The 19,623-nt window shown below is 65.5% G+C and carries 14 protein-coding genes; 9 read left to right on the top strand and 5 right to left on the bottom strand.

Features of this window, described 5'->3' with window-relative positions:
• Positions 1–7 precede the first annotated feature (7 nt).
• The 3 genes from OPU69_RS00145 to purB form a co-directional block, all read right to left on the bottom strand.
• Positions 8–346, bottom strand: coding sequence for a lipopolysaccharide assembly protein LapA domain-containing protein (locus tag OPU69_RS00145; RefSeq protein WP_060979404.1), 339 nt, complete (start codon positions 344–346; stop codon positions 8–10).
• 124 nt (positions 347–470) lie between these two features.
• A complete protein-coding gene (locus OPU69_RS00150; RefSeq protein ID WP_066119137.1) occupies positions 471–1,034 on the bottom strand; it encodes a chlorite dismutase family protein in 564 nt (187 codons plus the stop codon).
• A gap of 81 nt (positions 1,035–1,115) precedes the next feature.
• Entirely contained in the window at positions 1,116–2,426 is a 1,311-nt protein-coding gene (gene purB, locus OPU69_RS00155; protein ID WP_498508845.1) for an adenylosuccinate lyase, read from the bottom strand.
• 204 nt (positions 2,427–2,630) lie between these two features.
• On the opposite strand from purB, the gene OPU69_RS00160 reads away from it, so the two are divergent.
• The 3 genes from OPU69_RS00160 to OPU69_RS00170 all read left to right on the top strand — a co-directional run bounded on the left by OPU69_RS00160 (position 2,631) and on the right by OPU69_RS00170 (position 9,517).
• Entirely contained in the window at positions 2,631–4,976 is a 2,346-nt protein-coding gene (locus OPU69_RS00160) for a thiamine pyrophosphate-binding protein (protein ID WP_498508846.1), read from the top strand.
• 96 nt (positions 4,977–5,072) lie between these two features.
• Complete coding sequence (locus OPU69_RS00165; protein ID WP_498508847.1) at positions 5,073–6,083, top strand: hypothetical protein; 1,011 nt, start codon at positions 5,073–5,075, stop codon at positions 6,081–6,083.
• Positions 6,084–6,169: 86 nt separating this feature from the next.
• Complete coding sequence (locus OPU69_RS00170; RefSeq protein ID WP_498508848.1) at positions 6,170–9,517, top strand: ATP-binding protein; 3,348 nt, start codon at positions 6,170–6,172, stop codon at positions 9,515–9,517.
• On the opposite strand, the gene OPU69_RS00175 is transcribed toward OPU69_RS00170, so the two are convergent.
• Together OPU69_RS00175 and acs are read right to left on the bottom strand one after the other, a co-directional pair.
• A complete protein-coding gene (locus OPU69_RS00175) occupies positions 9,514–10,137 on the bottom strand; it encodes a LuxR C-terminal-related transcriptional regulator (protein ID WP_498509307.1) in 624 nt (207 codons plus the stop codon). The two genes, OPU69_RS00170 and OPU69_RS00175, sit on opposite strands and share 4 nt — an antisense overlap.
• Positions 10,134–12,089: an acetate--CoA ligase gene (acs, locus tag OPU69_RS00180; RefSeq protein ID WP_498508849.1), complete on the bottom strand. Its 1,956-nt coding sequence runs from the start codon at positions 12,087–12,089 to the stop codon at positions 10,134–10,136. Before acs ends, OPU69_RS00175 begins: the two co-directional genes overlap by 4 nt.
• Before the next feature lie 187 nt (positions 12,090–12,276).
• On the opposite strand from acs, the gene OPU69_RS00185 reads away from it, so the two are divergent.
• The 6 genes from OPU69_RS00185 to OPU69_RS00210 all read left to right on the top strand — a co-directional run bounded on the left by OPU69_RS00185 (position 12,277) and on the right by OPU69_RS00210 (position 19,612).
• Positions 12,277–13,674, top strand: coding sequence for a DcaP family trimeric outer membrane transporter (locus OPU69_RS00185; protein ID WP_498508850.1), 1,398 nt, complete (start codon positions 12,277–12,279; stop codon positions 13,672–13,674).
• Positions 13,675–13,699: 25 nt separating this feature from the next.
• Positions 13,700–15,370 (top strand): MFS transporter, encoded by a 1,671-nt coding sequence (locus OPU69_RS00190; RefSeq protein ID WP_498508851.1) that lies wholly within the window; start codon positions 13,700–13,702, stop codon positions 15,368–15,370.
• Positions 15,371–15,566: 196 nt separating this feature from the next.
• Entirely contained in the window at positions 15,567–16,265 is a 699-nt protein-coding gene (locus tag OPU69_RS00195; protein ID WP_498508852.1) for a TetR/AcrR family transcriptional regulator, read from the top strand.
• A 131-nt stretch (positions 16,266–16,396) separates the two neighbouring features.
• Entirely contained in the window at positions 16,397–17,671 is a 1,275-nt protein-coding gene (locus OPU69_RS00200) for an efflux RND transporter periplasmic adaptor subunit (protein ID WP_498508854.1), read from the top strand.
• Entirely contained in the window at positions 17,652–18,365 is a 714-nt protein-coding gene (locus OPU69_RS00205; protein ID WP_498508855.1) for an ABC transporter ATP-binding protein, read from the top strand. Before OPU69_RS00200 ends, OPU69_RS00205 begins: the two co-directional genes overlap by 20 nt.
• Positions 18,362–19,612, top strand: a complete 1,251-nt coding sequence (locus OPU69_RS00210; protein ID WP_060979395.1) for an ABC transporter permease — start codon at positions 18,362–18,364, stop codon at positions 19,610–19,612. The genes OPU69_RS00205 and OPU69_RS00210 overlap by 4 nt, the downstream gene beginning before the upstream one ends.
• Positions 19,613–19,623: the final 11 nt, after the last annotated feature.

A 19,623-nucleotide genomic window follows, 5' to 3' on the forward strand; every position in this document is an offset into this window, starting at 1 on the left:
TGATCCTTCAGACCGACCGCAATACCGGTTCGGGCTCGGCATGGTCTGCAAATTCGGTGGCTTGCGGCGGTGCCGATGCCGGTGCAGCCAAAGGCGTCGCTGCCGTGCGCGCCTGGTTCGCCTCCAGCGTTGCCAGCCTCCGCCTCAGCCGCCACATCGCGGTGCGATGATAGGCCCATGCGGGCAGCACCCCTGCCAGGAACGTGAGCAGCAGCAGCACCGGCAGCTTGGTCACCAGCTCAAGCCCGCCCCACAGGTCCACCGTCACCGCCTGCCAGTTGTTATAGGCGAACACGACGAACACCACCGCGATCATGATGAGCACAAGTGTCTTCAGAAACTGCATGACCGCCCAGTCTCCCTCAAGCGCATTCTCCCTCAAGCCAGCCCGCGTCCCGGCGGTCGGTGGCCAGCATAGGAGGATAATTGCGGCTTGGCCAGTCCGCTGTCCTAGCGGACAATAGCCCGGGTCAGTCGGTGCGGATCAGCCGGATATCGATCTCGCGATCGATATAGCGCCATTCCTCGGTAATGCGCAGCCGCGCCAGCAGATCGTCGAATTCGCCTTCCAGCTCGGGTTCGAACTCGAACCAGGTGAGGAAATCGAACGGTTCGCCAAGGTCGCGGCAGTGATGCAGGCGGCGCGCGATGCCGGGGAGATAGCCGAGGCCGATCGGCGTGTGGCCGGAGCGTTCATAGACCGCGCGGCGCTCGTCCTGCGCCATCGCCCACCAGGCGGCCGACTTGCGGATCGGGATCAGCGCGGCCATCCGCGCTTCGCTGCGCCCCAGCGGCGCCGAGCGCGCATCGAGACGCTGGCGTTCGGAGGCCGTGGTATAGCGCAGGTTCGAGGTGAAGCCGGTCAGCGTCCAGAGCGGCGTGTCCACGGGATTGCCGGTGCCGATGCGCGCGGCAACGGGCAGGTCCTCGCCCGTCCGGGTCGTTTGCCGCACGACCTGCCATTCGCCCTGCGAACCGGCATGAAAGGCCACTGTCAGTGGCGCGCTCACACCATAAGACACTGCACGGACCATCGACGAACCTCCTGACGCCGGGCGCGCGGCCCGGCCATCGCGGTTCGTCCGGTCCTGTGAAGGCGTTACTCGCTCAGGTGTTCAACCGAAGACGCGGGCGAAGATCGTGTCGACATGCTTGAAATGATAATCGAGGTTGAACTTCTCCTCGATCTCTTCCGGCGACAGCGCCGCCGTCACCTCTGCATCGCTCTTGAGCAGGTCGAGCAGCGATAGCGCGCCATCCGATTCCCACACCTTCATCGCGTTGCGCTGGACCAGGCGATAGGCGTCCTCGCGGCTCACGCCGGCCTGGGTGAGCGCCAGCAGCACGCGCTGCGAGTGGACAAGCCCGCCCATCTTGTCGAGATTCTTCTGCATCCGTTCGGGATAGACGAGCAGCTTGTCGACGACGCCGGTGAGCCGCGCGAGCGCAAAATCGAGCGTGATCGTCGCATCGGGGCCGATATAGCGTTCGACCGAGCTGTGCGAGATGTCGCGCTCGTGCCACAGGGCGACATTTTCCATCGCCGGGATCGTCGCGCTGCGCACCATGCGGGCGAGGCCGGTGAGGTTTTCGGTCAGCACCGGGTTGCGCTTGTGCGGCATGGCAGACGAGCCCTTCTGGCCGGGCGAGAAATATTCCTCGGCCTCGAGCACCTCGGTGCGCTGCAGATGGCGGATTTCGGTCGCCAGCCGCTCGATCGACGAGGCGATGACGCCCAGCGTGGCGAAATACATCGCATGCCGGTCGCGCGGGATGACCTGGGTGGACACGGGCTCGAGCGCCAGGCCCAGCTTCTTGGCGACATGCGCCTCGACGCGCGGGTCGATATTGGCGAAGGTGCCGATTGCGCCCGAAATCGCGCAGGTGGCGATTTCCGCGCGTGCGGCCTTGAGGCGCGCACGGCAGCGGTCGAACTCGGCATAGGCCTGGGCGAGCTTGAGCCCGAAGGTGGTCGGCTCGCCATGAATGCCATGGCTGCGGCCGATGGTCGGCGTGTACTTGTGCTCCATCGCGCGGCGTTCGATCGCTTCGAGCAGCGCGTCCATGTCTGCGAGCAAGATGTCGGTGGCACGCGCGAGCTGCACTGCGAGGCAGGTGTCGAGCACGTCTGAGCTGGTCATGCCCTGGTGCATGAAGCGCGCCTCGTCGCCGACTTGCTCGGCCACCCAGGTGAGGAACGCGATGACATCGTGCTTGGTCACCGCCTCGATCGCGTCGATCGCGGCGACGTCGATCACAGGGTTGGTCGCCCACCAGGCCCAGAGTGCCTTGGCGGCGGACTTGGGCACCACGCCGATCTCGGCCAGCGCATCGGTGGCGTGCGCCTCGATCTCGAACCAGATGCGGAACTTGGCTTCCGGCTCCCAGATGGCGGTCATTTGCGGGCGGGCATAACGGGGGACCATGTACTGTCCTTGCGGCAAGAGGCGAGATCGGGCCGCGCGCAGGCGACCCCGGCGAGTCCGCCGCGCAGCTAGCAGCAAGCGGGCAGGGGTTCAACCGGCGCAGGGCGATCACGGGGAGGTTGCAGCACGAAAATGCTGGATGAGACTTCCGCTTTTCGGGCATGGGAGGGGCCGCGATTCCCCCGATTTGACGCAGAGGCCCCCATGGTCATCGATACCGTAACCACCGAAAGCCGCGCCGAGACCGTCCGGCTGCTCACCGAGCTGGAGCAGCGGCTGCGCTGGCTGTCCTCGTGGATGATCCACAATGCCAACAACATCCGCGAAAAGCGCGATGGGCTGAAGGTTGGCGGACACCAGGCCAGCTGCGCATCGATGACCGCGATCATGGCGGCGCTCTATTTCCACGCGCTGCGCCCGCAGGACAAGGTGGCGGTGAAGCCGCATGCAGGACCGGTGCTGCACGCGATCCACTATCTGCTGGATGAGCAGACGCGCGAGAAGATGGAGCGCTTTCGCGGGCTCGGCGGGGTGCAGAGCTATCCTTCGCGCACCAAGGACAGCATTCCGGTCGATTTCTCCACCGGATCGGTGGGCCTCGGCGTTGCGATCACCGCGTTCAGCTCGCTGGTGCAGGATTATCTCATCGCGCACGGCCAGCTGCGCGAGGAGCAGGCGGGCCGGATGATCGCGCTGATGGGCGATGCCGAACTCGACGAGGGCAATATCTACGAATGCCTGATCGAGGGCTACAAGCACGACCTGCGCAATTGTTGGTGGATCGTCGACTATAACCGCCAGTCGCTCGATGCGACCACGGCGGACCGCATGTTCCGCCGCTTCGACGACATTTTCGAGACATGCGGCTGGCGCGTCGTGACCTTGAAGCATGGCAAGCTGCAGCGCGCGGCGTTTCAGCGCCCCGGCGGCAAGGCGCTGGAGGACTGGATAGAGACCTGCCCCAATGCCGATTTCGCGGCGCTCACCTATCTGGGCGGCGCGGCGTGGCGCGAGCGGTTGATACACGATATCGGCAGGAAGCGTGGCGTGGCGGAGCTGCTCGGCGCGTTCGACGATGCGGGGCTGGCGCAATTGATGACCAACCTTGGTGGGCATTGCATCGAGACTCTGCTCGACGCGTTCGACAGCATGAACGACGAGCGCCCGACGCTGCTGATCGCCTATACGGTCAAGGGCTATGGCCTGCCGCTGGCAGGGCACAAGGACAACCATTCGGGCATGATGAACGGGCCGCAGATCGAGGGCTTCCGCGATGCGCTCGGCATCGCTGCTGGCGAGGAATGGGGCAAATGGTCAGGCCTTGGCGACAATCTGGCGAGCGCGCTTCAGGCCTTTGTCGCTGACAGCCCGATCGCGCGCAAACAGGCCGAACATGCTGCGCCTGCGATTCCCTTGCCCGAGAGGTTGCCCGTGCCCGAAGGAGCGGAGCAATCGACCCAGGCCGCGTTCGGCAAGATATTGCACGATCTCGCAAAATCGGATGCGCCGCTCGCTGACCGGCTGGTGACCACCGCCCCCGATGTCACGCAAACCACCAATCTCGGCGCGTTCGTCAACCAGCGTGGGCTGTTCCGACGGCAGGAACTGGCGGACGTGTTCCAGCGCGTCAAAATCCCTTCGGCGCAGAAATGGGCGGCGCATCAGGCGGGCCAGCATATCGAGCTCGGCATTGCGGAAAACAATTTCTTCCTCGCGCTCGCCGCACTGGGCCTTTCCGCACCGCATTTCGGCACGCGGCTGATGCCGGTGGGCACGGTCTATGATCCGTTCATCGCGCGCGGGCTCGATGCGCTCAATTACGGCTGCTACCAGGATTCGCGCTTCCTGCTGGTCGGCACGCCTTCGGGCATCACGCTGGCGGGCGAGGGCGGCGCGCATCAGTCGATCAACACCCCGCTGATCGGCATGGGCCAGCCGGGGCTGGAAAGCTTCGAACCGGCCTTTGCCGATGAGGTCGCGCTGATGATGGGCTGGGCCTTTGCACATATGCAGGCGAAGGATGGCGCTTCGGTCTATCTGAGGCTCACCACGCGCGTCATCGAACAGGTCGCGCGCGCGGACGACGCCTGGGAAGCGGATGCGCTCGCGGGAGCCTATTGGCTGCGCGAGCCTGCGCCGGGAGCGGAAGCCGCGATCGCCTATTGCGGCGCGGTCGCGCCCGAAGCGCTGGCTGCCTGGGAGGCGCTGAAGGACGACATTCCCGGCCTCGGCCTGCTCGCGGTGACGTCGCCCGACCGGCTGCACCGCGACTGGTCGGCGCAAAGGTCCGCGCGCTGGACCGGCACGCCCGGCGGGCAGAGCCATGTCGCGCGGCTGCTCGGCCAATTGTCGCCGAACGCAGGCCTGGTCACCGTGCTCGACGGCTCGCCCGCCGCGCTCTCATGGCTCGGCGGCGTGCGCGGCCACCGTGTCAGTCCGCTCGGCACCGACCGTTTTGGCCAGACCGGCGACCTGCCCGATCTCTACCGCACCTACCGGCTCGACCGTGATGCGATCATCGATGCGATGGCGGAGCTGTTCGTCGGTTGACAGTATTGCAACCGAAATGAATGTTATTTTTCTGGCGTTGTTCTTGATGTTATTGCCTCTCTCGCCCTAAGCATGATCGGGGATCAAAAGGGGGGCATGATGGAAGATATAACGGCCGATGATCAGCAGCGGGTGGCATGGCGACAGAAATTAAAAGACCGGGCCGCTCGAACTGAAACCAGCTTTCTGGCGTTGCTGCGGTATTCAGTTTTGATTCTCGCCGCTCTGGCGCTGGTTACAACGGTTCTCTTGCTTTGTTACGGAGCGGCCCAGCAGATCGGTTCGACCGAAGTAACGCCGGAGCCCGTCGCGCTCAAGGCGGATGAAGTAAGCCCAGTTGCAGAGAAAGAAGCTGCGCCGGACCCGCTGGCGGCCAAGCAGGTCAAGCTGGAGGCAAGCAAGGCGGTCGAGAAGGAGACCGTCCGGCTTTTCCGCAACAAGTTTCGCAAGTTTCAAAGATCCGATGCGAAGATCGGTGAATACCAGATTGCCGATTTTGTATGGACCGAAGATCGCATAAAAATGTTCGAGGCTTTGGCCGGCAACGTGACGGATGCTCAAGGCAAGGTTCTTGTCGGCAAAGACGCGGTCATGCTGAACGCGCTGGCGATCATCAGTGAGGCTGCGAACGAAGAGCCGTTCCGCAAGAAACTCTCGGCATTTCGTGACGCGAAAAAGGTCAATGTCTGCAGCGACGAAGTGCGAACGCGCACGCGGACGATCGCGACCTGGGACAGCTATTCCACGGATTGCGCCTATTGGTATGAATCGCCCATGGGGTGTTCCTCGCGCCGGACCGTGTCGGAACCCTATGTCGAGAAGGTCTGCAAGATGCAGTATCCGGACGATATAGAGGAGCCAGCGGCGCAACTGGCGCATGCCGTCGAGCAATATGCCGTCATTGCGGAGGCGCGGCTGGAAAACGCTCAGAACCTTGCCGAAGAGGCGACAGCAGCAAATTTCAGTCGGAAGGCAGAGGGACGTCAGAACATCGAAATGAGCATCAAGCTGTTCCTCGGCTTTCTTGGTTTGATGTTTCTCTACCTTTTCGTGGCTATGGAGCGCCATCACCGCAGTTTGCGTCGCTTGCTCGACAATCGCGGCTGAGCGCAGCGCGCTTGCTCCTGACGTGGTTGATGACATAAACTCCCCCCACGAGCCCGGTCGGGCCGGGGGGAGGAGCGCTGGAGCTTATGAGCCTGCCGTCGGCGGCATTGATCGGGCTTGCGGTCATTCTGCTGCTGTTTGCGGTGGCGGCGCTGGTCGAGCGGCGCGCGGGCGAGGCTGAGCGACGGCCGTGGCTCAGGCAGCTTGCCTATACGCTGGCATTGGGCGTCTATTGCTCGAGTTGGACCTTCTATGGCGCAGTCGGGTCGATCGTGCGCGACGGCTGGTACTATCTGCCGATCTATCTCGCGCCGATCTGCCTGTTGCTGTTCGCGCCGCGCTTCCTGAAGCGGCTGGCGCAGGCGGTGGCGGAGGAGCAGGCGACCACCGTGTCCGATTTCATCGCCGCGCGCTTCGGGCATGACAATGGCGTCGCGCGGCTGGTGACACTGATCGCGCTCGTTGGCACCATTCCCTATGTCGCGCTGCAGTTCCGCTCGATCGGCGGCGCGCTGTCGCTCGCTTCGGGCAAGCCCATGGCCGATGCCGCAATGATCGGCGCGGCGGTGCTGCTCGCGCTGTTCGCGATCCTGTTCGGCGCGCGCCGCTATGAGCTCGCGGGACGCAGCGAGGGCCTGGTCTATGCGATCGGCCTGGAATCGGTGATCAAGATCGTGGCGCTGACGGCGGTCGCGGCGGTGGCGGTGGTGCTGCTGGTCGGTGCCGATGCGGGCGCGGTCGATCGCGGCACCGCGCTGATTGCCGAGAATTTCCGGCCCGAACGACTGTCGGTCGAGTTCGCGGTGATCTTCCTCATTTCGCTGATGGCGATCATCGCGCTGCCCCGCCAATTCTATATGGGGCTGGTCGAGGCGCAGGATGCAGGCGCGCTGCATCGCGCGCGCTTCGGCCTGGCTACCTATCTGGCGGTGATGGCGATCATGGCGCTACCGATTGCGCTGGCCGGTGCGAGCCTGGTGCAGGCGGATACCGGAGCCGATCTCTATGTGCTGCAAATCCCGGCGCTGGCGGGCAGCGGCGGGGTGCTCGTGCTGGCGCTGATCGGCGGGATCAGCGCGGCGGCATCGATGGTGATCGTCGATGCGACCGCGCTTGCGACGATGGTCTCGAACGACCTGATCTTCCCGGCGCTGCTGCAGCGCGACCGATCGGATGCGGCGGAAGGTGCATTCGGGCGGCGGATGCTGCGCGTGCGGCGCGCGTCGATCCTGGGCATCGTCGCCGCCTCGCTCGCCTGGGCGCTGCTGATCCCGGCGGAGAACACGCTCGCCTCGATCGGGCTGGTCGGCTTTGCCGCGATGGCGCAGTTCACCCCGCATCTGATCCTCGCGACCCAGGGCGGCGGACGCGATGCATTGGCGGCGCGGGTGAGCCTGTCGACCGGCTTTGCGCTGTGGCTCTACACGCTGGCGTTGCCGCCGATCCTCCCCGATGCATGGATGGCGGCAGTCACCGGCACGCTGGCCGATCCGATGCGGCTGTTCGGCATCGGCAACGCCTCGCCGCTGGTGCACGGCGTGTCGTGGAGCCTGGGGGCGAACCTGATCGCCTACAGCCTGGTCGCGGCGCGCAAGGTGCAGGCGCGGCCCTTGCTCTGGCAGTTGCGCGGCGCGCAGAAGATCAGCGATCTCGACGATCTCGTGCGCCTCACCGCCAGCTTTGTCGGCACCGAGCGGGCGCAGCGAGAATTTCCCGATGCCGCGCCCGGCGTGCCGATCACCCGTGCCGCCGCGCAACGCGCGCGCGACCTGATTGCGCGGGTCGTCGGGGCTTCGTCGGCACGTGCGCTGGTCGCCTCGGCGCTGGCGGGCAGCCAGATGAGCCTTGCCGATGTGGCCCGGCTATTGGGTGAGCGCGGCCAGTCGCTGCGCTTCTCGCGCGAACTGCTCGCCGCGACGTTCGAGAATGTCGATGCCGGGATCAGCGTCGTCGATGCCGAGATGAACCTGGTCGCGTGGAACAGCCAGTATCTCGATATCTTCGGCTATCCGCCCGGCCTGGTGCGCGTGGGAACGCCCATCGCGGACCTCATCCGCTACAATGCGCGACTCGGCGATTTCGGATCGGAGGATATCGAGCATCATGTCGCCAAGCGGCTGATGCACATGCGCCGCGGCCAGCCGCACAGCTTCGAGCGGCAGCGCAAGGACGGGCGCGTCATCAAGACCGTGGGTGGGCCGATGCCGGGCGGTGGCTATGTCACCAGCTTTACCGACATCACCGCCGAGGCGCGGATGCGCGACGAGCTCGAACGCACGCTCGCTGAGCTGGAGCAGCGCGTCGCCGACCGCACGCAGGAGCTCAGCAGCGCGAACCGTCAGCTCGCTGAAGCCACGCGCGACAAGACGCGCTTCCTTGCCGCCGCGAGCCACGACCTGTTGCAGCCGCTGCACGCGGCACGGCTGTTCACCGCCGCGCTGACCCGCGATGCCGAGCCGGGAACGCAACAGCTCGCCCAGCGCATCGACAGCGCGATCGGCGCGGCGGACGGGCTGATCCGCGCGCTGCTCGATATCAGTCGGCTCGATGCCGGCGGGGTCGAGCCGAGCCCCGAGCCGGTGGCGCTCGGGCCGTTCCTCACCGATCTGGCCGAAAGCTTTGTGCCGATGGCCGAGGACAAGGGGCTGGCTTTGCGCATCGGGCCGATGGGTGGGCATGTCCATACCGATCCCGGCCTGCTGCGCTCGATCCTGCAGAATTTCCTGTCCAACGCGCTGCGCTATACGCCCGAAGGCGTGGTACTGATCGGTACCCGGCGGCGGGGCGCGCGCATCCGCATCGACATCATCGATACCGGGGTGGGCATTGCCGAGGACCAGATCGAGGCGATCTTCGCGGAATTCACCCGCCTGGGCACGGTCGAGGCCGAAGGGCTGGGGCTGGGTCTTGCGCTGTCCGAGCGGATTGCGCGGCTGCTGGGCGGGGTGATCGAGGTCAATTCGGTGCCGGGCAGGGGCAGTCGTTTCAGCCTGTCGCTGCCCGCTTCCGATGCGATCGACATGCCCATGCCATACTCCGCGTCAGCGCGCGCCATCTGGCCCGATAGGGCGCTCAAGGTGCTGGTGATCGACAACGATCCACTGATCGTCGAGGGCACGACGAGCCTGCTCGGGCTGCTCGGCCACGATCCGCACGGCGCCGATGGCCCGGCAGCGGCGCTGGCCGAGCCGGGGCCGTTCGATGCCGCTCTGGTCGATTATCAGCTCGGAGCGTCGATCGACGGGCTCGCGCTGATCGCGGCGTTGCGCGACAAGCATCCCGGCTTGCCCGCTGCGCTGGTCACCGCGCAGGGCTCGCCTGACCTCGCACGGCGCGCGGCGCGTATGGGCGTCGTGCTGATCGCCAAACCTGCGGGGGCGGATCTGATCGGCGGGTTCCTGGCTTCGGTCGCACGCGCGCGCGAACCTGCCTAATGCTTGAGGTCGAGCCCCAGCGAGCGGGCGACCAGAGCGGCCTGGGTGCGGTTCTGCACGCCCAGCTTGCGCATGATCGTAGTCATGTGCGCCTTGACCGTCGCCTCGCTCATCGCGAGATCGTGCGCGATCTGCTTGTTGAGCTTGCCGTCGATCACCTCGCGCAGCACGCGCAGCTGGGTGGGGGTGAGGCCCGCGACATCCTGCGGCAGGGGTTCGGGCGGGCTCGTCGCACCGGCAGCGGGCGCACGACCGCCCAGGGCCCGCGCGATCGCCGCCTCGATCGTGCCAAGGTCGCTGTCCTTGGGGAGGAACCCGACCGCGCCCAGCTGCCGCGCTTCTTCGGCCACGGCAGCGCCTTCCGCGCTCGAGACGACCAGGATCGGCACTTCGGGCCGCTCGGCGTGGAGCATGGCGATGCCCGAATAGCCAAGCGCGCCCGGCATCTTGAGGTCGAGCAGGATCAGGCGCAGCCCCTCAGCCGTGCTGGCGGCGGCGGCAGCGGCTGCGGCCAGCGTCCCGGTTTCCAGAATCTGCGCCTGCGGAGCGACCCGGCTGACCGCCAGGATCAGAGCCTGGCGGAACAGCGGGTGGTCATCCGCGATCAGGATCGTTTCTATGTCGCATCTGCCAGTTGCGGTCTGCCCGCGACAAGATGCTCGACAACCTGCGGATCGGCAAGCGTCGAGATATCGCCGAGGTTCGACAGGTCGTTCTCGCCGATCTTGCGCAATATGCGGCGCATGATCTTGCCCGAGCGGGTCTTGGGCAGGGCGGGGGTGAACTGGATGATGTCGGGCGTCGCGATCGGCCCGATCTCGCGGCGGACCCATTGTACCAGGTCGCGGCGCAGCTGTTCATCGGGCTCGACCTCGACATTGGTCGTCACGAACGCATAGATGCCCTGGCCCTTGACCGCGTGCGGCATGCCGACGACGGCGGCCTCGGCAACCTTGGGATGCGCAACCAGCGCGCTTTCGACCTCCGCCGTGCCCATGCGATGGCCCGAGACGTTGATGACATCGTCAATGCGGCCGGTGATCCAGTAATAGCCGTCCTCGTCGCGCTTGCAGCCGTCGCCGGTGAAATACAGGCCCTTGAAGGTGGTGAAATAGGTCTGGAAGAAGCGCTCGTGATCGCCCCAGACGGTGCGCATCTGGCCGGGCCAGCTGCGGTCGATGACCAGACAGCCTTCGCCCGCGCCCACGATCACCTTGCCCTCGTTGTCGAGCAGCAGCGGTTTGACCCCGAACATCGGCTTGGCGGCGGAGCCGGGCTTGAGCGCATGCGCGCCGGGCAGCGGAGTCATCATGCACGCGCCGGTCTCGGTCTGCCACCAGGTGTCGACGATCGGACAGCGGCCCTCGCCGACGACGCGGTGATACCATTCCCACGCCTCGGGATTGATCGGCTCGCCCACCGATCCGAGCAGGCGCAAGGACTTGCGGCTGGTCTTCGTCACCCACTCGTCGCCCTCGCGCATCAGCGCGCGCAAGGCGGTGGGCGCGCCGTAGAAAATCTCGACGCCGAACTTGTCGACGATCTGCCAGAAGCGGGAAGGATCGGGCCAGGTCGGCACGCCCTCGAACATCACCGTCGTCGCGCCGGTCATCAGCGGGGCATAGACGACATAGCTGTGCCCGGTGACCCAGCCGACATCCGCCGCGCACCAGTAGATCTGGCCGGGGCGATAATCGAAAACGTACTGGAAGGTCATCGCCGCCCAGACGGCATAGCCACCGGTGGTGTGCAGCACGCCCTTGGGCTTGCCGGTCGAGCCCGAGGTATAGAGAATGAACAGCGGATCTTCCGCGCCCATTTCCTCTGCCGGGCAATCGGCGGACTGGCCCGCGACGCCCAGCGCCCAGTCGATATCGCGGCCCTCAGTCATCGGCACGTCCGCGCCGGTGTGCTTAAGCACGATGACGGTATCCACCGCCTCGCAATGATGGCCGAGCGCCGCATCGACATTGGCCTTCAGGGGCACCTTCTTGCCACCGCGCAGCCCTTCATCGGCGGTGACGACGACGCGGCTGTCGCAATCCTGGATGCGCCCGGCCAACGCCTCGGGCGAGAACCCTGCGAACACCACCGAATGGATCGCGCCGATCCGCGCGCAGGCGAGCATCGCGACCGCAGCTTCGGGCACCATCGGCAGGTAGAGCGTCACGCGCTCGCCCTTGCGCACGCCTTGCGCCTTGAGCAGGTTGGCGAAGCGGCAGACCTGCTCATGCAGTTCGCGATAGGTGATCGCGCGCGAAGCCGCGTCGGGGCTGTCGGGTTCCCAGAGGATCGCGATGCTGTCGCCGCGTTCGGCCAGGTGCCGGTCGAGGCAGTTGGCGGCCAAGTTGAGCGTGCCGTCGGCGAACCAGCTGATACCGAAATCGGCTTCGTGAAAGCTCGACTCGCTGACCCTGGTGAACGGTTTGATCCAGTCGATCCGCGCCGCTTCCTCGCGCCAGAAGGCGTCGGGCTGCTCGATCGACATGCGGTAGCGCTCTTCGTACACCGGCGCGGTGATCAGCGCGTTTTCGGCCCAGTCGGCGGGCACGGGATAGACGGTCTCGGCCATGGTCACTCTCCTCATTGAGCTGCGTCTGAGGGCGCAGGGCTGGCGCGATGATAAGCCGCCGGTGCCCGATGGGGCCATTAGACAAAGGTCGTAGATATCCGACCATGGTCGCTCTGGAAGGCGAGGGCCAATCGGCAAAGACTGAGGCTGCGACCGGGAGCACCCGGCGCAGGTTGAGGAGAGAGCGATGCCGAGCGGTTATCGATCGATGGGGGCGGCGTTACTGGCCGCAAGCGCGCTGATGGCGCCGGAGCTGGCCATGGCCCAGACCGCGCGCGAGGCGGCGCTGGAGGAGCGGCTGGCACGGCTCGAGGCCGAAATGCAGACGCTGCGCGCCGACCTGGTCGCTGCGCGCACGGCGCAGGCGGAAACCGCAGCGGCTGCCACCCAGGCCGCCAGCGCCAGCGAGCAGGCGGTGACCCGCGTCGCAGCGCTCGAAGCCAGGCCGACCGCGCCTGCCGAGGGCTTCCGCGTCGGCAGCACCACCTTCAAGCTGGGCGGCTTCGTCAAGGCCGTGGCGAGCGCGACGCGCTATGACGATGGCATGCTCGCCGGTGGATCGCTGGGCAAGGAATTCTACCTGCCGCAGCAGATTCCGGTCGGCGGCACATCGACCCGCGACTTCATGGCCAATGCGCGCCAGACGCGATTGTTCTTCACCAGCTCCACCCCGGTCGCGGGCAAGGAGTTGAAGGCGCATATCGAGTTCGATTTCGCGCTGGCGACCGCGCCGCCGGGGGCGCAGCGCGCAACCAACGCCTATACGCCGACGCTGCGCCGCGCTTTTCTGACCTTCGACAAGTTCCTGATCGGCCAGGAATGGACCACTTTCCAGAACCCCGCGCTGCTCCCTGAAAGCACCGATTTCGTCGGGCCGCTCGAAGGCACGGTGTTCGTCCGCCAGATGATCGTCCAGTACCGCCAGCCGCTGGCCAAAGGGCTCGAACTGCATCTGGCGCTGGAAAATCCGCAGACCGAAACGGTCAACACCACCAATGCCGCGCTGGCCGATAACGATCAGGACCGCGTGCCCGATCTGGTCGCCAAGCTGGTCTACAAGCAGCCGAACCTCGACCTGCACGTCGCAGGGCTGGTGCGTCAGCTGTCGGTGCACGATGGCGGCAATGACGATGATGCGATGGGCTGGGGCATCTCGGCGGGCGGGAAGTTCGCCTTCGGGCCGGACAAGCGCCACGATATCCGCTTCAGCGCGACCTATGGCGACGGCATCGGCCGCTATCTCGGCCTCGGCTATGCGCCCGATGCGCTGTACGACCGGATCGCGCTGGGCAACCGGCTGCTCAAGGTCGAGAATTTCGCGGCTTTCGCATCGCTGAAGCTCGGCTGGACCAGCAATCTGCGCTCGACGATCGCGGCAGGCTATCAACATGCCGACTATCCCGGCGGCGTGATCGTGCCGGGGCTCGCCAATGTCTCCGCGTACAGCGCGGCGGTCAACCTGTTCTGGTCCCCGGTCAAGAATCTCGACATCGGCGTGGAAGTGCGTCACGCCGAGCGGGAAGTGGCCAACGGATTGAAGGGGCAGATGGACCGCGTCGAGATGGCGGCGAAATACACCTTCTAACGACACAAGCAGAGGAGTGGGTACAATGGCTACGGTGTACGAGGATGCTTTGCCCAAGCATCACCAAGCGACCCAGGGGGAGAAGATGGTCATCGCCGCTTCCTCGCTGGGCACGGTGTTCGAATGGTATGATTTCTACCTGTACGGGCTGCTGGCGACGTACATTTCCGCCCAGTTCTTCTCGGGCGTGAACGAGACGACCGGCTTCATCTTCGCGCTCGCCGCCTTTGCCGCCGGTTTTGCGGTGCGGCCCTTCGGGGCGCTCGTCTTCGGGCGGATCGGCGATCTGGTCGGGCGCAAGAACACGTTCCTCGTCACCATGGGCATCATGGGGCTTTCGACCTTTGCGGTCGGGCTGCTGCCCAGCTACGCCTCGATCGGGGTGGCCGCCCCGATCATCCTCATCCTCATGCGGCTTGCCCAGGGCCTTGCGCTGGGCGGCGAATATGGCGGCGCTGCCACCTATGTCGCCGAACACGCGCCCGGAGGAAAGCGCGGGCTCTATACCAGCTGGATTCAGACCACCGCGACCTTCGGGCTGTTCGCGGCGCTGCTGGTGGTCATCGGCTTCCGCTTCGCGCTGGGTGAAGAGGCGTTCGCCGCCTGGGGCTGGCGTCTGCCGTTCCTGATCTCGATCGTGCTGCTCGCGGTGTCGATGTGGATCCGGCTGCAGCTCAACGAAAGCCCGGTCTTCCAGAAGATGAAGGAAGAGGGCACGACCTCGAAAGCACCGCTGACCGAGGCATTCGGCCAATGGGGCAACCTGCGCTGGGTGCTGGTCGCGCTGCTGGGTGCGGTCGCAGGCCAGGCGGTGGTCTGGTATGCTGGCCAGTTCTACGCGCTGTTCTTCCTCGAAAAGACGCTGCGGGTCGATGGCGCCACCGCCAATATCCTGATTGCGATCGCCCTTGCGCTTGCCACGCCGTTCTTCGTCTTCTTCGGCTGGCTGTCGGACAAGATCGGCCGCAAGCCGATCATCCTGGGCGGCTGCGCGCTGGCGGCGATGCTCTACTTCCCGCTGTTCGGCGCGCTGACCCAGGCCGCCAACCCCGCGCTCGCCGCGGCCCAGGCGTCGTCCCCGGTCACGATCAGTGCCCATCAGGACGAGTGCTCGTTCCAGTTCGATCCGGTCGGCAAGAACAGCTTCGACACGACGAGCTGCGACATCGCCAAGACCTATCTCGCCAAGGCGGGCATCAGCTATGCCAATGCCGAGGCAGCAGCCGGAACGGTGGCGATGGTGAGGATCGGCGACAAGACCTTCACTGCGCCCGATGCCGGCAAGCTGTCGGGCGAGGACAAGAAGGCGGCGATCAAGAGCTTCCAGGACGAGCTCAAGGCTGGCCTGATCGCGGCGGGCTATCCCGAAAAGGCGGATACGGCGAAGATCAACAAGCTCGCCGTGGTCGCGATCCTCTGGGCGCTGGCGATGCTGGTGACCATGGTCTATGGACCCATCGCCGCGATGCTGGTCGAGCTGTTCCCCAGCCGCATCCGCTACACCTCTATGTCGCTGCCCTATCATATCGGCAACGGCTGGTTCGGCGGCTTCCTGCCCACCACGGCCTTCGCGATGGTCGCGGCCACCGGCAACATCTATTACGGCCTGTGGTATCCGGTGGTGGTGGCAGCGGCGACGGTGGTGATCGGCCTGATCTTCCTGCCCGAAACCTTCCGCCGCAATATCGACGATTGATATAGCCCTGAAGGGTCGCACCCCGGCAAACCAGCGTGTCAGGTCCGCCTGGCACGCTGGTCTTGCCTTGGCAGGAGAGCCGCATAGCGATGGGGCTGGCATCCGGCCGACCCAGGGGGCGGCCCATCCAGCTTTGGCTTGCGAGCCGATCGCACGGTGTTATGACATTGACATCGTTGAACCAAATGGACGCTGGATGGTCACCCAAGGATCTTCGACAAGGCTGGCCGCGCGGCCCGATCTCGACACCAAGACGCCCCAGCGCCAGCGGGGCAAGGACACGTTCGAGATGATCCTGGCAACGGCGGGCGAGCTCCTGTCCGAAGTCGGGTTCGAAAAGCTGACCACCAATCTGGTGTGCGAACGCGCCGGGATGACGCCGCCCGCGCTCTACCGGTACTTCCCCAACAAATATGCGCTGCTGACCGAGCTCGCCAAGCGGCTGATGGCCGCGCAGGATGCCGTTGTCGACAGGTTCATGCGCAACGAGGCCTATGGCTCGCGTTCGCTCGACGAGGTCGTGGCGTGGAACATCGCGCTGCGCAAGGAACTGATCCGGGTCACCCGCGCGCAGCCGGGCGGGCTGTGGATTCTGCGCGCGATCCGCTCGGTGCCGGTGCTGCAGGAAGTCCGTAACGACTCGCGCGACAAGGTGCTCGACCTGCATGTCGGCCATGTCGCGACCATCTATCCCGAAGTGCCGATCGAAACGTTGAAGGCTGCCGTGCGGCTGTCCGAACAGATGACATACACGGCGATCGAAATGCTGCTTGAGGACCCGCTGCTCGACGAGGACAGGATTGTCGAGGAAGTCTCGTGGATGACCGCGATGTATTTCCTCAACCTGGGAAACCGGCCCCGTATCGCACCCATGGTGATCGATCCGTGCGACTGATCGCATGTTCAACTCATTGCTGGCCGTCGCGACCGTTTCTAATCTTCGTCCAATCTCAACGCATCATCGCTGGCCATGCCCGTGACGAGCATCTATGTTCGCAGGTACAGGGCAGGATGGGGCCAATATAGATGCTGAGCAAATTGCGTTCCTGGATAGGGCGCCACAAGATCTGGTCCGCCCTGATCGCGCTTGTCCTCCTCTATCTTGCTTATCTGGCCCTGCGCCCGGTCCAGCATGATTACGAATATCTCGGCGAGACCGTGGCGCGCGGATCGGTCGAGCGAGTGGTCTCGGCCAGCGGCAAGGTGCGCGCGCTCAATACGATCAAGGTCGGCACCGAAGTATCGGGCCAGATCACCAAGGTCTATGTCGATTTCAACTCGCCGGTGACCAAGGGCCAGGTGCTGGCGGAGATCGATCCCACCCGGGTGCGCGCGCGGGTGCAGCAGATCGAGGCGCAGGTGGCGCTGGCCCGCGCCGGATTGCAGCAGACCGCCGCCAATGTGGCGCGCGCCAGGGCCGAGTTGCAGATCCAGGAACGTGATTACGCGCGGCAGAAATCGCTGGCCGAGCGCGGCTTCGTGTCCAAGGCCAATCTCGACGCCGCGCAGACCCGGCTCAACAGCGCGCGCAATGCGCTCGAGGTTGCCACCGCGCAGACCGAGAGCGGCGATGCGCAGATCCGTCAGGCCAATGCCGAGCTTTCCTCGGCGCGGCTCGACCTCAACCGCACCGTCATCATCGCGCCTGCAAGCGGCGTCATCATCAACAAGCTGGTCGAGCCGGGGACGACCGTGGCGGCGAGTTTCCAGACGCCGAACCTGTTCGAGATTGCCGCCGACATCACCAAGATGCAAGTCGAGGCTTCGGTCGACGAGGCCGATATCGGCCAGATCCGCGAAGGCCAGGACGTGACCTTCACGGTCGACAGCTATCCCGATGACATTTTCCGCGCTCGCGTCCGCCAGATCCGCAAGGCTCCGGTCGAAACGCAGAATGTGGTGAGCTATCTCGTCATCATCGATGTCGACAATCTCGATGGCAAGCTGCTGCCCGGCATGACCGCGAATGTCGAGATCATCACCGGCGCGAGGGCCAATGTCGTGCGGGTGCCGACCAGCGCGCTGCGCTTCCGACCCAAGGCGGCCGACCGTCAGGCGCAGGAGGAGCCGCAGCCGGGCGATCCGGATCGCAAGCAGGCACCGCGGCATTTCGTCTATCTGGCGGGAACGGACCCCTATCGTCCGGTCCGCAAGCAGGTGAAGATCGGGCTCGAGGGCGACGACTATACGGAAATCCTGTCGGGCACCAAGACGGGCGACAAGGTGCTGGTGCGTACCAAGTCGCTGAAGCCCAGGACCCCGAGCGAAGATGCGGACGAAGATGACAGCGCCGCTTCTTGAGACCCAGGATCTCATCAAGAACTATGTGATCGGTGGCGAGATGGTGCACGCCGTCAACGGCGTGTCGCTGCGCATCGACCAGGGCGAATTCGTCGCAATCATGGGCGCGAGCGGATCGGGCAAGTCGACCTTCATGAACATGATCGGCTGTCTCGACGTGCCGACATCGGGCGTGCTCATGCTCGACGGCATCGATACGCGTACGCTGAACAGCGATGAGCTCGCCGAGATCCGCAACCGCAAGATCGGCTTCGTCTTCCAGCAGTTCAACCTTCTCGCGCGGACCAGCGCACTGGACAATGTCGCGGTGCCGCTGATCTATGCCGGGGTCGGGCCTGCCGAACGCCGCCAGCGCGCGCAGGCGCGGCTCGAAGCGATGGGGCTGGGCAACCGGCTGCTCAACACCCCCGCCAAGCTTTCGGGCGGGCAGCAGCAGCGCGTGGCGATCGCGCGCGCGCTGGTCACCAACCCGCTGATCCTGCTCGCCGACGAACCGACCGGCGCGCTCGACACGCAGACCTCGCTCGACATCATGGGCATCTTCCAGAAGCTCAATGACGAGGGCATCACCCTGGTCGTGGTGACGCACGAGCCCGATATCGCCGAATATGCCGCGCGGCGGATCGTGTTCCGCGACGGCAAGGTCATCGAGGACGCTGCTGTAACATCGCGCCGCCGGGCCGAGCCGGCATGAGCGGGTTGCTGGGCACGCTGGCGGGTTGGGGCGTCAATGTCGCGATCGCCTTCACGGCGCTGCGCACCAACCTCATGCGCTCGATTCTCACCACTTTGGGCGTGATGATCGGCGTGTTCTCGGTGATCCTGGCGGTCGCCGTCGGCAATGGCGCGCAAGTTTCGGTGACCGAGCAGATCGCGACATTGGGCTCGAACATGGCGATCGTGGTGCCCGAGCCCGAGCGCGCCAATGGTCCGCCGCGTCCCGGCGACCGCGGCCGTCTGACCGAGCGCGACGGGGAGGCGATCGCGCGCCAGGTTCCGGGCGTGGTGGCGGTGGCCCCGCAGATCCGCACCAGCGTGCAGCTGGTCACCGGCGGGCGCAGCGCCTCGACCCAGGCGGTCGGTTCGACCGAGGCCTTTGGCAGCATTTCCAACCTAGGCACGTCGGACGGCCGCTTCATCACCAAGAGCGATGTCGGATCGGCGGCGCGGGTGGTGGTGATTGGCCAGACCGTGGCCGACAAGCTGTTCGTCGATGTCAATCCGATCGGGGAGAAGGTGCGGATCAACCGCGTGCCGTTCACCGTGATCGGCCTGCTCGAAAGCAAGGGCAGCAACCTCGGCAACGACAATGACGACCAGATCGTCGTGCCGATCACCACGTTGCGCCAGCGCCTTTCCACCGCCACCGCGCAGGGGCCTGACGATGTCACCTTGCTGTTCGTCGGCTTCGAGGACGAGGACACGCTGGTCGCCGGCGACCGCGAGATCAAGAGCCTGTTGCGCGCGCGCTATCGCGTCTCCAAGGGCAAGATCACGCCGTTCACGGTGCGCACCACCAAGGAAATCGCGGAGACCTCGGGTCAGGTGACGCAAATCTTCCAGGCGGTGCTGGTGGCGATCGCCTCGATCTCGCTGCTGGTCGGCGGTATCGGCATCATGAACATCATGCTGGTCAGCGTCACCGAACGCACCCGCGAGATCGGGCTGCGCATGGCGCTGGGGGCCAAGCGCAGCGATATCCGCAACCAGTTCCTGGTCGAGGCGGCGGTGCTGTGCATCATCGGCGGCGGCATCGGCCTCCTGCTGGCGATGGTCGCAGCGGCGATCTTCCAGCAGGTCGCCGATTTTCCAGCGCCGATCGGCTTGGATACGGCTCTGCTTGCCATTGCCTTTTCGGGCGTGATAGGGCTGGTGTTCGGCGGCTATCCCGCCATCCGCGCGTCGCGCCTTTCGCCGATCGAGGCGCTGCGCAGCGAATAGCCGGCAGCGCC

Source organism: Blastomonas sp. 34TW (assembly GCF_059803595.1).

What these genes read in the sequence shown, in the direction of transcription:
- OPU69_RS00145 (WP_060979404.1), bottom strand. Translation starts at nt 346, where the DNA reads ATGCAGTTTCTGAAGACACTTGTGCTCATCATGATCGCGGTGGTGTTC.
- OPU69_RS00150 (WP_066119137.1), bottom strand. Translation starts at nt 1,034, where the DNA reads ATGGTCCGTGCAGTGTCTTATGGTGTGAGCGCGCCACTGACAGTGGCC.
- purB (WP_498508845.1), bottom strand. Translation starts at nt 2,426, where the DNA reads ATGGTCCCCCGTTATGCCCGCCCGCAAATGACCGCCATCTGGGAGCCG.
- OPU69_RS00160 (WP_498508846.1), top strand. Translation starts at nt 2,631, where the DNA reads ATGGTCATCGATACCGTAACCACCGAAAGCCGCGCCGAGACCGTCCGG.
- OPU69_RS00165 (WP_498508847.1), top strand. Translation starts at nt 5,073, where the DNA reads ATGATGGAAGATATAACGGCCGATGATCAGCAGCGGGTGGCATGGCGA.
- OPU69_RS00170 (WP_498508848.1), top strand. Translation starts at nt 6,170, where the DNA reads ATGAGCCTGCCGTCGGCGGCATTGATCGGGCTTGCGGTCATTCTGCTG.
- acs (WP_498508849.1), bottom strand. Translation starts at nt 12,089, where the DNA reads ATGGCCGAGACCGTCTATCCCGTGCCCGCCGACTGGGCCGAAAACGCG.
- OPU69_RS00185 (WP_498508850.1), top strand. Translation starts at nt 12,277, where the DNA reads ATGCCGAGCGGTTATCGATCGATGGGGGCGGCGTTACTGGCCGCAAGC.
- OPU69_RS00190 (WP_498508851.1), top strand. Translation starts at nt 13,700, where the DNA reads ATGGCTACGGTGTACGAGGATGCTTTGCCCAAGCATCACCAAGCGACC.
- OPU69_RS00195 (WP_498508852.1), top strand. Translation starts at nt 15,567, where the DNA reads ATGGTCACCCAAGGATCTTCGACAAGGCTGGCCGCGCGGCCCGATCTC.
- OPU69_RS00200 (WP_498508854.1), top strand. Translation starts at nt 16,397, where the DNA reads ATGCTGAGCAAATTGCGTTCCTGGATAGGGCGCCACAAGATCTGGTCC.
- OPU69_RS00205 (WP_498508855.1), top strand. Translation starts at nt 17,652, where the DNA reads ATGACAGCGCCGCTTCTTGAGACCCAGGATCTCATCAAGAACTATGTG.
- OPU69_RS00210 (WP_060979395.1), top strand. Translation starts at nt 18,362, where the DNA reads ATGAGCGGGTTGCTGGGCACGCTGGCGGGTTGGGGCGTCAATGTCGCG.